The organism is Lysinibacillus sp. GW823-FHT02G10 (assembly GCF_058797135.1).
In genome coordinates, this window is the sequence record NZ_JBXAJI010000001.1 from 1,468,029 (window position 1) to 1,480,773 (window position 12,745).

The 12,745-nt window shown below is 33.5% G+C and carries 13 protein-coding genes; 7 read left to right on the forward strand and 6 right to left on the reverse strand.

Annotation, left to right across the window (positions count from 1 at the left end; genetic code table 11):
- Positions 1-47: 47 nt before the first annotated feature.
- A complete protein-coding gene (locus AC1RFD_RS07730; protein WP_492474776.1) occupies positions 48-1,208 on the forward strand; it encodes a site-specific integrase in 1,161 nt (386 codons plus the stop codon).
- Between the two features lie 917 nt (positions 1,209-2,125).
- On the opposite strand, the gene AC1RFD_RS07735 is transcribed toward AC1RFD_RS07730, so the two are convergent.
- Positions 2,126-2,629: a hypothetical protein gene (locus AC1RFD_RS07735; RefSeq protein WP_115673270.1), complete on the reverse strand. Its 504-nt coding sequence runs from the start codon at positions 2,627-2,629 to the stop codon at positions 2,126-2,128.
- A 172-nt stretch (positions 2,630-2,801) separates the two neighbouring features.
- Entirely contained in the window at positions 2,802-2,987 is a 186-nt protein-coding gene (locus AC1RFD_RS07740; RefSeq protein ID WP_387254393.1) for a hypothetical protein, read from the reverse strand.
- Positions 2,988-3,459: 472 nt separating this feature from the next.
- On the opposite strand from AC1RFD_RS07740, the gene catA reads away from it, so the two are divergent.
- Entirely contained in the window at positions 3,460-4,110 is a 651-nt protein-coding gene (gene catA / locus AC1RFD_RS07745; protein ID WP_054550359.1) for a type A chloramphenicol O-acetyltransferase, read from the forward strand.
- Positions 4,111-4,624: 514 nt separating this feature from the next.
- Here the strand turns inward: catA and AC1RFD_RS07750 are convergent.
- The 3 genes from AC1RFD_RS07750 to AC1RFD_RS07760 form a co-directional block, all read right to left on the reverse strand.
- On the reverse strand, positions 4,625-4,813 hold the full coding sequence (locus AC1RFD_RS07750; RefSeq protein WP_054550360.1) for a hypothetical protein: 189 nt from the start codon (positions 4,811-4,813) through the stop codon (positions 4,625-4,627).
- A 209-nt stretch (positions 4,814-5,022) separates the two neighbouring features.
- The gene (gene pbfA / locus AC1RFD_RS07755; RefSeq protein ID WP_054550361.1) at positions 5,023-6,381 is read right to left on the reverse strand and encodes a (R)-1-hydroxy-2-aminoethylphosphonate ammonia-lyase; all 1,359 of its coding nucleotides are present in this window, start codon (positions 6,379-6,381) and stop codon (positions 5,023-5,025) included.
- A gap of 641 nt (positions 6,382-7,022) precedes the next feature.
- Positions 7,023-7,703: a TraR/DksA C4-type zinc finger protein gene (locus AC1RFD_RS07760; protein WP_103119087.1), complete on the reverse strand. Its 681-nt coding sequence runs from the start codon at positions 7,701-7,703 to the stop codon at positions 7,023-7,025.
- A gap of 223 nt (positions 7,704-7,926) precedes the next feature.
- Here AC1RFD_RS07760 and AC1RFD_RS07765 point away from each other — a divergent pair, with 223 nt between their 5' ends.
- Both AC1RFD_RS07765 and AC1RFD_RS07770 read left to right on the forward strand, forming a co-directional pair.
- Complete coding sequence (locus tag AC1RFD_RS07765; RefSeq protein WP_048392575.1) at positions 7,927-8,556, forward strand: LysE family translocator; 630 nt, start codon at positions 7,927-7,929, stop codon at positions 8,554-8,556.
- Between the two features lie 74 nt (positions 8,557-8,630).
- Entirely contained in the window at positions 8,631-9,863 is a 1,233-nt protein-coding gene (locus AC1RFD_RS07770) for an MFS transporter (RefSeq protein ID WP_103118267.1), read from the forward strand.
- A 411-nt stretch (positions 9,864-10,274) separates the two neighbouring features.
- On the opposite strand, the gene AC1RFD_RS07775 is transcribed toward AC1RFD_RS07770, so the two are convergent.
- The gene (locus tag AC1RFD_RS07775) at positions 10,275-10,403 is read right to left on the reverse strand and encodes a hypothetical protein (protein WP_279495212.1); all 129 of its coding nucleotides are present in this window, start codon (positions 10,401-10,403) and stop codon (positions 10,275-10,277) included.
- Positions 10,404-10,780: 377 nt separating this feature from the next.
- Here AC1RFD_RS07775 and AC1RFD_RS07780 point away from each other — a divergent pair, with 377 nt between their 5' ends.
- The 3 genes from AC1RFD_RS07780 to AC1RFD_RS07790 all read left to right on the forward strand — a co-directional run bounded on the left by AC1RFD_RS07780 (position 10,781) and on the right by AC1RFD_RS07790 (position 12,726).
- Entirely contained in the window at positions 10,781-11,119 is a 339-nt protein-coding gene (locus AC1RFD_RS07780) for a hypothetical protein (RefSeq protein ID WP_048392571.1), read from the forward strand.
- Positions 11,120-11,390: 271 nt separating this feature from the next.
- Positions 11,391-11,780 (forward strand): hypothetical protein, encoded by a 390-nt coding sequence (locus AC1RFD_RS07785; protein ID WP_048392570.1) that lies wholly within the window; start codon positions 11,391-11,393, stop codon positions 11,778-11,780.
- 763 nt (positions 11,781-12,543) lie between these two features.
- Complete coding sequence (locus tag AC1RFD_RS07790) at positions 12,544-12,726, forward strand: hypothetical protein (protein ID WP_269898312.1); 183 nt, start codon at positions 12,544-12,546, stop codon at positions 12,724-12,726.
- Positions 12,727-12,745: the final 19 nt, after the last annotated feature.

The following is a 12,745-nucleotide window of genomic DNA, read 5'->3' on the forward strand; positions in this document are numbered from 1 at the left end:
TTTTCCTCATTTTTGTACCTGCTCGTGCTAATCGGAGGAAATCAACTATGGTTAGAAAAAAATTTTATAATACAAAAAAAGACTGTATTTACTGGTACAAGGATTCAGAAAATGAAAAGAAGTTCGCCTTTCGTTACAAATACTACGATAGATTTGGAAAGCGAAAAGAAAAATCTCAACAAGGTTTTGATACTGAACAAGCAGCTGAGCGTGCTTTGATTGAAGTTAAAGCAAATGTATTAGACGGAAATGATAGATATGTAGAAAATGCAAATTTAACGGTTGCTCAATGGATGGACATTTGGTTTGATATGAAGAAAAGTGTATGGCGTCCTGGTACGTATATACATTATCAAGAGTCATATAAAAATCATATAAAACCACTTATCGGCCATCACAAATTACAAAAACTCACAAAAATGACTCTTCAAAGGGAATTAATTGATAAGTTAGTCTCTTTTAAGTTAAAACGTGCAACCATTCAAGGGATATTTAGAGTTTTCAAGTCTGCTGTATCTTACGCTGTAGAGGAAGAAATCCTACCGAAAGATCGTTTTAAGAAGATGGATTTTAGCGCTGCACCCACTGGAGATAAAGAAAATTTTTATACTGAGGAAGAATTAAAAACTTTTCTATCATGCGTGAAAGATAACGATCCTACTACTAGATATACTGCTATTCTTACTTTAGCAATGACCGGAATGCGTAAAGGCGAAATGATGGGGTTAACATGGAATGACCTTGATTTTAAAACAAAGTCTATTACGATTAACAAAGCTCGAACAAGAACAGGGCTTGGACCGCCAAAAAGCGATAACGGTTACCGTAAAGTTAGTATGAATAATGAATTATATTCGCAGTTAAAAATTTATAAAGCCTGGTGTATAAAGAAGAAATGGGAAAACAGTATGCAGCATAAAGACGAGGATTTTGTTTTTATTTCAAGACAAGGTTGCAACCCAATCGGATTAACTTATGTTGAAGATGCGTTAGACATGATTTGTACTAAATATAACTTAAGAAGAATATCTCCACATGGATTAAGACATACAGTTGCTTCTATTTTACTGGCGCGCGGTGAAACACTTGTTACAGTGGCAAAAATACTTGGAGATAACCCAAATACTATATTAAAAGTATATGTACATTCATTTGAGAAAGATGAAATTAAATCCATTGATTTAATGAATCAGTTTGCAAATGGATGAAATATAAGTTAATAGCAATATTTCATCAAATTGGGGTACTTTTTGGGGTTCGCTTTTACTGTGACCCCTCCCCTCCCTTATATATCAACGTTTTATTCTTTTTTCCATCCAAATAATATAGTTTGCATGGTACACCACGCCCATTTGGTCGGTCTCTGCATACCGTATTTCAATCTGTTTTTCACTCACAAACATTTTCTTCACCTCGTCCTACATTATAGCGCAAAAGTGTTGATTTGGTGGGGTTTTTGCTCTACTGATTAGAAAAAGTTAATAAATTGTAATTTAAAAAAATTTGAAATTAGATTCAGAAAAATATTTAGTAAAAAATGTTGGTTTCCGTTTTTACCCGTTGTGCCCCATTTATTTGGGGTACACTGGGATACAAAAATTTAAAAATAAAAGATACTGGGCAGGTGCTGGAAATCAAAAATGTAATTTTTTTTAACAATGGAATTCGAAGCAAAAAAAGTTTTAGTTTATAAGTTTTCGATAAATATGATTGAGAAAAACCACTCATCACTTTATTAGAACTGCCCCGTAAAAGTTAAACATCAATCTAACTTTACGGGGCAGTTCACACACAGAGTTGTCTTTTATTCATTTATTATTTTATTGACTATCCAAAAATTATAAAAAAGGCAATAAAAAACATCATTGCGAATGAACCTATAGCAATTAATACATTTACATATGACAGCAATTCACTCGCTCTTTTCCATCCTTCTAAATAGACCCATGACAAAAGTAAACATACCTATATTAGCAAACACACTTGTTAACAGCTTTCCTACCCAATCTTCCTTCTTTGCAAAGGTTGAATGTGCAATGCGAGATGATATAAATTACAATAGCTAATAGACTAATACAGGAAAAAATCCATAAATCTCCAATATATCATTTGGGTGCAAAATCCATTAGATACATCCTTCACTTTGCATGAAATCTTCAATCTTTTTCCGTACTACTGCTGGGGAAATTAGTTGAATATGTTCCCCTTTATCGTCACATGTAAAAATTCCTTTGAAAACTTCAGGCATAGCGTCGTACTGTTTTTTTAACTGTTCATTAAATTTTTTGAAACAGTCATATTGATATTTTTCCAATAAATAAGGTATTAGAAAAGATGAACGCAAGATTTCGTATTCCTGATAATTATATGGTGTACTTTCTGGTCGCCTTTTTAAGATTTCCAACATCTTTTTCATTAAAATCGCAACTTCTTCTTCGCTTGCATAGGCAGCATATCCTCTAATCGCAGTTAGCCGCATATCCAAATATCTCTCTTTTTTATATACTTTGAGAAAAAAGTCCTTTCCGTTCTCAGGCAAGTCAAATACTAATTGTTTTAATAATACATTACGTTTAGCAATATCCTTTGTATTAAAATATGTTTCCATTATTGAATTTCTTTTGTCCATATATCACACATCCTTTCCTAAGCTAAGAAGTTACATTTTGTTTTTTAACAATACAGTACGAAATAGTTACTATATTTCTGTTATGTCAAGCTTACCATTTCCAACATGTCTTTACGATTTTAAGTGTTAATTTTCAATATCGTTTTTAACATAAATATCTAAAAACTTATTCCTAGGAATGACTACTTCCTATCCTAAATTGTTGACTCCATTCCTCGTAACTTACGAATGGTACTACAACACTTGGAGGCTTCACCTCTTTGTACGCCTTATTAAAGGCTTGTTTGTAATTTAACCCTAAATCAGACATATAAGCATCAATACGAACAGCCGATTGCTTTTGGTAGGTATCGTCCATGTAGTCTCTGCCTCATCGATACTCTGGTAACTTGCCATTCCATATATATTTTGTGCCAGCGACACTGACTATCCATCGATGCAATGCCCCATACCATAATGTTAGTAGCCTTCATTATCAGCTTTCTGACCATCTAGCTTTCTATGTGACTTACTAACCCTTGTATCAAGTGATGACATCCAGACTTTAGTGAGCCGTTTTAATTGTACTAATACTACTATTTATTGTATTTTTCGGCGAAGAAATATTAGAATTTTTCAAAGATGCCCTTCCTGAAGACGATTTCTCATATTGTGCAGTAGTTTTTTGATTAGCAGTTTAAGCTCGCTATGCTAATCTAAATTAATAATCGAAACCGTAATAATATGTTAAGATTAACTTATATAAAATTAAAGGAATGATCTTATGAAAAAAGCAGTCAAATTAGCTTCCTAAAATTATCTAGATTTTAAATTTTAGGAGGCTTTATAAGATGAAATTCAATAAAATTGATATTAATAATTGGGAACGAAAAGAAATTTTTAATCATTTCTTAAATCAACAAACGAGCTTTAGCATCACCAGAAATATTGATATTACTGAACTTTATAAAATTACAAAAGATAAGGGATATAAATTCTATCCTGTATTCATCTTTTTAATTACTCACGTGGCAAATTCAAATAAACATTTTAGAATGAACTTTAATTCTGCTGGAGAGTTTGGCTACTGGGATAAGGTAGTCCCAATGTATACTATCTTTGATAAGACATCAGAGTTATTTTCAGCCATTTATACAAATACAGATGAAGGTTTTAAAAAGTTTTATGAGAACTATATTTCCGATACAGAGAAGTACAATGGTACAGGAAAACTGTTTCCTAAAACACCGATACCTGAAAATGTCGTCAATATTTCTATGATTCCATGGACTTCTTTTACTGGTTTTAACTTAAACGTGAATAATAGCCCAAATTATTGTTTGCCGATAATCACTGCAGGTAGGTTTATCAATAAAACTAGTAATATTTATTTACCTTTATCCTTGCAGGTTCATCATTCTGTCTGCGATGGTTACCATGCAGCTCTATTTATGGATAGATTTCAGACTCTTGTAGAAAATAAACTAGAGTTTCTTATATAAATAAAACACGAAACACTGACTAATCTCTTTTAGTTGGTGTTTTTTACTAACCTGTAGGAAAATAGGGTAGTATATGTGCCTTATTTCTGTTCCTTGTATCTGATTATTGTCTTTCTGCTTTCCTTCTATATCCACTCAAGTTACTGAACAATATCTTTCTAATAATCGATTAACCAATTGAGTTCAATGCTCCTTGCATCTGCGTTTTCGCATAGCCAATCATTGTTTTAAGGTTTTCCAATTCCCTTTCAACTTTTAGGCGGTTACCCTTTTCATTTTCATACATTTCAAGTATTTATTCTTTTGTATTTTCCTGCTTGCCCAATTTAGTGATCTGTAAGAATCCCTAAACTGTTCAAACGTGTATTTCCTATCGTTCTTTATAGCGTCTGCCAGTAAAAAAACAGAATAAAAAGCCACTCAAAATGAATGGCTCAATCACAAACTTAGTATTAAATTCTCGGACTAAAAATTATTACTTATCTTGCCAACAATTTTGTTAGTGGCACTACATTTATTGTAATCGCTCTAAATCCTGATATTCTTTCATATAAGGACCATCTTCTGCAACAAATGAATGATACAATGCCTTTACTGCGAAATTTTTCTCTAAACCCATTTCAGATTTTAGCTTTTTTAATTCATCATGCAATGTTCGATGTTCATTTATAAGCTTTAGCATAACTGTCTTATTATATTTCATTACATCCGTCCTTTTTATTTACAACATGAAAGCTATAATACACTATTTTCACTTATAACTGCAAGAACAGCCTTGAACACCCCACCTCCATCGTCATTTGTTTGTTTTGGAATGTTTACATCAAGTTTCTTTATATAATAAAAACACCTCATATGAGATGTTTAGTTGCTTCAGTCTAGTAAATTGTATAAATTCTTCATAAATCTATATTACTGTCCTAAAATCTCCTGGATAGATTGTTCTAAAATATCCATAGCCAGTTCTAATTCATGTTCCTTAATGATAAGTGGTGGAGTGAGAGTAAGCACATTTCCTTGGGATACTTTAAAGCTTAATCCCTTTTCCATACATTTATACATTACTTGCTCTGCTTCAGATATAGCTTTTTCTTTCGAATTTCGGTTTAATACTAATTCTACTCCGTATAAAAGACCGATTCCTCGAACATCACCTATAATTTCATACTGTTCTTGCATCTTTTCAAGACGTATCCTCATATAATTTCCTAATTGATTAGCCTTATCAATTAATTTAAACTCCTCGATATAATTAAGAGTAGCCAATGCTGCTGCACAACCTAATGAACTTTTTTCATGAGTGTAATGACCAAGTGCAATATCTTGGGCAACATCAAGTTCTCCTTTTACCAGCATCGCTGCCATTGGAAAAACGCCTCCACCCAATCCTTTTCCCAATAATACAATATCTGGAATAACTCCAAAGTTTTCAAAAGTGAACATTTTACCTGTTCGCCCTAAAGCTGTTGGAATTTCATCAAAAATCAATAATATATTGTTCCTATCACAAATATTACGTAAACGTTGATAGTACTCTTTTGGTGGGATATGCACGTCTGTACAACGAACAGGCTCTAAAATAATTGCACCGATTTCATTTTCTCTTTCAAGTATATACTCAAGATAGTCAAGAGATTTAAATCTACCATTGTCATCATCAAACAAACCACGATATGAATTGTAAGGAGCTATATGCAGACTCCCTGGCATTAAAGGACCCATACCGTTACGGAAAAGTGCTTCTCCTCCAACTGAAATAGCGTCTAAAGAAGCACCGTGAAATGAATCCCACATAGAAATAGTTTTAAATTTGCCTGTTACCTTTCTAACAAGTTTTAAAGCCATTCCAACAGCTGAAGTTCCCCCAGGAGTCAACAGTACTTTATTTAAACTTTCTGGTGCAATATCAACTAATTTTTTTGCCAGCTGGATCGCAACTTTATTTGTATAACGTCTTGGTGAGAATGGAAGGATATCTAACTGCTCTTTTACTGCTTGAATAACATATTCATTACCATAACCTATTTGATGAACATTATTTCCATGAAAATCCATATACTTTCTTCCATCTATATCCTCTATGTAAATTCCATAGCTTTTTTCAATAATATTTAAACAAGGAGTAGAAAGAGATTGATGTAAATAATACTTGGAATCATCGTTTAAAAGCTCAAATGATTCTTTGCTCAAGTGTTTTCCTTGCCATAAAGTACGAGTTTTTGTTAAATTAATGTCCCCTTCTGTTCTTAAAACTTCAATGTTTTTTTCCATTATTTCTTCTCCTCTCATTATAGGTAATTAATTTTTTTACTTAAACAAAATAACATTTGTTTTTTAATTAGATATTAATATCTTGTAAATCTTTTCACCTAATAACATTTAGACGTAGTTGTTGTGAATCAATAATAATAATCTATGCTCATAGAACACCGACGAATCAAAGGAGAGAAAAATTTGGTCGAATTTCCAAATAAGAAAGTAAAGTTCCCTGAGCACTAGCTTCAACTTTAAGCATTGGTAATTATTTGCTCTCAAAACCACACCAAACTCTGACCTCTCGACTCGAAGTGTTTTGGCTGTATGACGCAGTTTTCAAAGCAAAAGAAAAAGCCTCCATCCTAAGATGAAAGCTTAAATATTATAGTAATCCTCTTGGCAAGAGCTCACTTGTAACTCGTGATAGAGCGACACCACGTTATATGTCATGCTCCAAACAGAATTATGGAGTGCAGGTCGATCGTTGGTCTGTCTTTCCCTAATATTGAGGTTATTGAAAATACCACATGACCTACCTCCGAGTTTACATCCTATTTTTCTTATTACAAAACATGCTGCAAGTTTTGCATTTGTTCAAAACATTTTATTAAAGCATTCATTTATAACAATTGCGCCTATCTTTTTGAATCCCACATTTAATCCTCTAAATAATCAAACTTTCTCGCGTGTTCTACTTCCTGAATGGAAACTTGACGTGTTAATTCATCTGTTTCAGAGATATGGTATGAATCCCATTCGTCATTAACAGCAATTTCTTCAGGATCTTCATATAATTCATCATAATCTTCAAAATCTCCTTCAAAATCGGAAGGTGTTTCAGAAGTTCCATATTTTGCTACAACTTGAAACATATCTTCATAATCATGAATATCATCCTTGTCATCACGGCCAGCAAAAGAATTGTCAACTGGAGGAAGCATCACTTGCTCTTCAACCGGTCGATCTGTTGGAACGTCTTTTGCAGTATGTTCAATACAAAAAGAGGTATAAGGCAGTGCCACCAATCGATCATATGGGATATCTTGTTGACAAACTTCACATACACCATAGGTACCATCCTCAATCTTTTGTAAGGCCGTATTTACTTTTGCTAACTCATCATTGTCATGGACTTTTAACGCCATATCTTTTTCACGCTCGTATAATTCGGTACCCAGATCTGCTGGATGATTATCGATTGTGGACAACTCATCAACAGAATCCCGTAAACTACCTCGTTCTAAATATTCATCATCTGTATCCATTCTTCGTTGGAGCGAGTGTTTTTGCTCAATTAACATATTTTTTAGCTTTGATATCTTCTTCTCGTTTAGAATTGTCATCACGTCCTTTTCATTATTATGAACGAATTTGATTGAATTATTTGTTTTAAAGGATAAATTTAAAGACAAAAACGAAACTATATTCTTTGATAAATATGCTATATTTAATTAGTTTAGCGTGCGATAAGGACATATTAAATCCGCATGTTTTAGATTGTCCTAAAAGTTATTGCCTTCGAATAAAATGCAATTACATTTGATTATTGGAGGCTATTTTATGGATTCTATATTTACCTTTATCTTTTTAGGCATATCAATGGCTGCAACAATTGGACCTGTTAAGACTGTCCTATTGAATACAGGTTTAAAAAATGGCTTTTTTCATGCATGGTTTTTTAGTCTTGGTGCCATAGCGACTGACATTATCTATATGTTTATCGTATATTTTGGAATTGGCCAATTTATCAATTCCATCTGGTTAAAAACAATCCTTTGGTCCTTCGGCTGTTTTGTTCTTTTATACACCGGTATCGAAAATTTACTGTCGCTACATAAAATTGAGATGGATTCGAAAACAGGGAAAAGGACACGACTGAGACAATCCCTCATGACTGGATTTTTCATGTCTTTTTTGAATCCGCTAACCATCCTTTTCTGGCTGGGAATATACGGCTCCATACTCGCAAAAACGGCTGGTATCTCAACAGGGTATGAAATTATTTTGGTGAGTATCGCCATTTTGATGGGCATTATTTTTGTAGATTTTATTTATGCCTTTTTATCCAGTGTCGCTCGAAAATTATTATCTATACAGCTTTTGAAAACGGTCTCTTTTATCTCAGCCTTATTAATGATTGGTTTCGGGATCTACTTTGGGATGCAGGCTTACCAAGTGTTATTCCAATAAACTCACCGACAGCGCATAAAATGAACATGAAAGGAAACCATACCTTTTAAAAGAATATTAGTCGAGGTGTGGTAATGGACCAAGAGAAGGTTAATGTAAGTGTCTGGTGTATTGTAAGTTTGACTTCTATTCCGCTCATCATGACACTTGGAAATTCAATGCTTATTCCCGTGCTCCCTATACTGGAGGATAAGGTCGGGATCACATCATTTCAGTCGAGCATGATCATAACAAGCTATTCAGTCGCAGCTATTTTTCTGATCCCCGTAGCTGGCTATTTATCGGACCGCTTCGGCAGAAGAATGGTCATATTACCAAGCTTAATTTTAGCTTTAATCGGTGGTCTGATTGCTGGATTTGCTTCATGGAAAATGGATGACCCCTACGCAATGATTATCGCTGGAAGAATTATTCAGGGAATTGGGGCCGCTGGTGCAATGCCGATCGTATTGCCTCTTGTAGGTGATCTTTACCAGGATGATGACGAAAAAATAAGTTCTACATTAGGGATAATTGAAACGTCTAACACGTTTGGGAAAGTGTTAAGTCCCATTTTAGGATCAATATTTGCTGCATTTTTATGGTTCCTTCCCTTCTTCTCCATTTCAGCGCTTAGTTTGATTTCGATTGTACTAATTTTTTTCTTCGTTAAAGCTCCTAAAGATGATGATGAACCATTGAAGCTCAAAGAGTTTTTACGGAATACAAAAAAAGTTTTCAAGGAGGAAGGAAAATGGTTATATACCGTATTCCTTAACGGGGTCCTTGTGATGCTCATATTATTTAGTATGCTATTTTTCTTATCAGAAAATCTCGAAAAAGTTCATGATATAAAAGGGATTAAAAAAGGGTTTGTCCTGGCCATCCCACTTTTATTACTTTGTATAGCTTCATTTATATCTGGTCGAAAAATTAAAGGAAACCTAGGAAGGATTAAAAAAATAATCATTGCCTCCTTGATTGCAATGTCTGTCAGTATTGTCTTTGTTGGGTTTACAAGTAAAAAACTGATTCTTTTATTAGTCGTTACGAGTATAGTGGGGATTGCTATTGGTGCACTATTGCCCGCACTTGACACAATTATTACTGACAATATTAGAAAAGAGTTAAGAGGAACCGTATCCTCTTTTTACAGCTCGGCACGATTTATAGGGGTTGCAGCAGGTCCTCCTATTATGTCACTTGTCATGAAAAATTATCTCCATGCCAGCTATATTACGGCAGGTGTATTAGGATTTATTCTCCTGTTTGTTGTCTTAAAGTTTATCAAAGTAGAGGATATTGAAAAAACCAATGAAATGGCATAAAAATAAAGAGCTCTAGACTGAATGACCTTATTTGAAAGCACATAGTTTATCCAGATCTCATACTAAAATAATTCCGCTTAAAAATACTTTTAGAAATAACTTATAAGAAGTAGTCTCTCGGCTACTTCATCATTTGTTGTCGTACTGGATAATTTCATGAGCTTCCAATAGCGCGTATGCTATCCCATCAAGCAATCTCTGAAGTACTTCAACCTCTCATTCCCCATGCACTATCGAAATGCGCTTTTGCACCATTTCCTTAATTCGATAATTTAATGAATATATACGCCGTTGTAATTCCTGTATACAAAGGTTGTGCCACCACATGCCTTTGGTAATGTTGATTCAATTACTCCAATTTAGCTATTGTTATCAGCTTTCGTTATTGGCTACCTTGCTTCCTCGATTGTTTCAGCCATCTTTAGTAACTGTAACTGTTGTTTGCCCTGTTACATAGTTTCGTCCTCCTAAGTTACGATATACTACGTTTACTAGATTGACTTTAAAGGCATCAACCAATTCGAGCTGTAGCGTCTGCAAACACTACGGCTTTTTTATGTATCTTTAATTGCAAATTAATAATTGAGTGTATCTCACACCCTTATTCGTTTGTGGTGCTAGTTGACCGTCACGGCCTCTCTCATGTTAGAGTCACTACCAATCCAGTGACACTAGTTCACTAGTTTCTTTCCTCAGATTGTTCAATAGCTCCACTATTCAATGTTCTACTAAGGTGCTATGTCATGAGATATAGGTTAACCTTCACTTACATACTTCGCATTACTTACTAAACCAATCCACACTTTTCTTTAATTTATAGATATGATTAATAAGACTAGAGAGTATACAGAATACTTCATACTATGAAAATATAATCTGCAGATTATACAAATTTTGTTTATTTGGAGGTGAAATAAATGAGTTTAACTACTGGCCCAATTGAAAATACAGGAAATCAACCAGCTAATGCAGCTAGTGTTCGTGTCAAAATTCTTAACCTTACGGGAGGTTTATTAACTGGCGTAGTAAGAGTTTTTCGACTAGATGGGTCAAGACAATTATTATCAACAACTCCTTTTGCCGCTATTGCGAATGGTTCTACCTTTGTAACGCCTGGTGTAGTTGGAGCTCAATATGAAGTTGAAATTATTCCAAATCAAAATGGTGGAATATATAGCGTTTATGGACGAACAGCTTCAGGTGTAATTATTGCTGCCCAACGGTTTGTGAACTCAGAATTAACACAGATTCTTTAGAATTTAATGTTAAGATTATAAAAGCCCTATACCAGTGTATAGGGCTTTCCATATTCATTCATTTACCTCTCCAGCACATTTTCTTTCTGACATGAACTTCAAATTGTCCAGTTAATCCCCATTTATATCCGAAATTGTAAATCTATCTTACCCTATAATTAGCTTCTAATGACTTCAGACCAGAAACTATTTTTCACTCCCCCCTCCTTAATGTCCAAACAACTGGATTTGATATGAATAAGATATTTAGAGAATTGGAGGTGAATATAAAATGGCATCATTTGAAATTGGGGCAAGAGGTCTTTTCAATTTTCGAAACGAACGCTTTTTCGTATTAGTTGAAGATGAAATTACAATTCCAGAAAAAGGTGTGGAGATTGATCCAGTTAATATCTATGAGATTGACCAACAAACTTTTGATTTTATCAGAGATGAAGGAGATACACCTTTAGTTGTACCACGTTTCAATCTTCCTCCTGTACCACCTGGATTTGAATTAGAACGAAAATGTATTTTTACAGTCGATAATTCATACTTTGTGATCTATGAATTAGAAAATGGCACTGATAACTTTGTTATTTTAAGAATCAGTGCAGCTTTATTTAACTCATTGAGAAATTCTGGTGTTCGTGAATGTATTCCTCAAAATTTTATTAATTAATAAAAAAATTATTATATTTATAGTAATGTTCAGCAAGAATCCTCTTCCTTGCTGAACATTTTATTCAAAGTGTACAGTAAAGTTTCTTTGTTTTTATGACACTCACCAATAAACATAGAATAGGTTAACTAAAAATACATTTTGTGTTAACCTATATACATACCATTATTTGGAGGTGTGTGTGTTGACTGACAAAAATAAAATATTACTTAGTTCGGTTGGCAGTTTGGCTTTATTTACTTTAGGAGGATACAGGATATTCACTAACAACTTAGAAGTTATGTCCATACTAGTAGCCTATATTTTCTTTATTTGTGGAGTTATAGGCTTTGTTTTTAATGTAGTAAGGTTGTCAAAAACTCCACGTACTTAGCATTGCTTCGTTGCAATGCTTTTTTCGTTTCCCATAGTCATTCATTCTTTCATCTGCACAAAATATTGATTTGGTCGAGTTTTGATCTAAGGAAATTGGAACGTTGAAAAAAAGAGGGATCCTTTTCTTGATGGTTAAGATAAATAGTGATTTTTCTAATATATTCACTACCATCTAAACTTCTATAAATCCTTTTAAGTGGGGTATACTTATAAATAGTTTTATGCATTAAGCATGAGTAGTTACTCTTATAGATACAATGCGTCCCTCATTTACCTCCAACTGAAATAATTGTATTGAAAGAAAGGTTGGATGCTAATCTTTGATAAAAAGAAACTGCTTTGGGAGTGGAGTAAAAATTAGTGCTTATTTAAATAAGGGGATGATAGATTGAAATATATTTCTGCTTTGATTGGATTTATTTTTATTTCCTTTGGCAGTTTACTAATGAATATCACTGAAAATGGAGAGACATTTACAAATGTAACATTAAGGATTTCAGGGTTCTTTGCTTTAATTATCGGTTTAAAATTTATTTTTCCTAATATGGGCTTTATAAAAAGTAAAAAATAACCAAGTAATCATATGGACA

What these genes read in the sequence shown, in the direction of transcription:
- AC1RFD_RS07730 (WP_492474776.1), top strand. Translation starts at nt 48, where the DNA reads ATGGTTAGAAAAAAATTTTATAATACAAAAAAAGACTGTATTTACTGG.
- AC1RFD_RS07735 (WP_115673270.1), bottom strand. Translation starts at nt 2,629, where the DNA reads ATGGACAAAAGAAATTCAATAATGGAAACATATTTTAATACAAAGGAT.
- AC1RFD_RS07740 (WP_387254393.1), bottom strand. Translation starts at nt 2,987, where the DNA reads ATGGACGATACCTACCAAAAGCAATCGGCTGTTCGTATTGATGCTTAT.
- catA (WP_054550359.1), top strand. Translation starts at nt 3,460, where the DNA reads ATGAAATTCAATAAAATTGATATTAATAATTGGGAACGAAAAGAAATT.
- AC1RFD_RS07750 (WP_054550360.1), bottom strand. Translation starts at nt 4,813, where the DNA reads ATGAAATATAATAAGACAGTTATGCTAAAGCTTATAAATGAACATCGA.
- pbfA (WP_054550361.1), bottom strand. Translation starts at nt 6,381, where the DNA reads ATGGAAAAAAACATTGAAGTTTTAAGAACAGAAGGGGACATTAATTTA.
- AC1RFD_RS07765 (WP_048392575.1), top strand. Translation starts at nt 7,927, where the DNA reads ATGGATTCTATATTTACCTTTATCTTTTTAGGCATATCAATGGCTGCA.
- AC1RFD_RS07770 (WP_103118267.1), top strand. Translation starts at nt 8,631, where the DNA reads ATGGACCAAGAGAAGGTTAATGTAAGTGTCTGGTGTATTGTAAGTTTG.
- AC1RFD_RS07780 (WP_048392571.1), top strand. Translation starts at nt 10,781, where the DNA reads ATGAGTTTAACTACTGGCCCAATTGAAAATACAGGAAATCAACCAGCT.
- AC1RFD_RS07785 (WP_048392570.1), top strand. Translation starts at nt 11,391, where the DNA reads ATGGCATCATTTGAAATTGGGGCAAGAGGTCTTTTCAATTTTCGAAAC.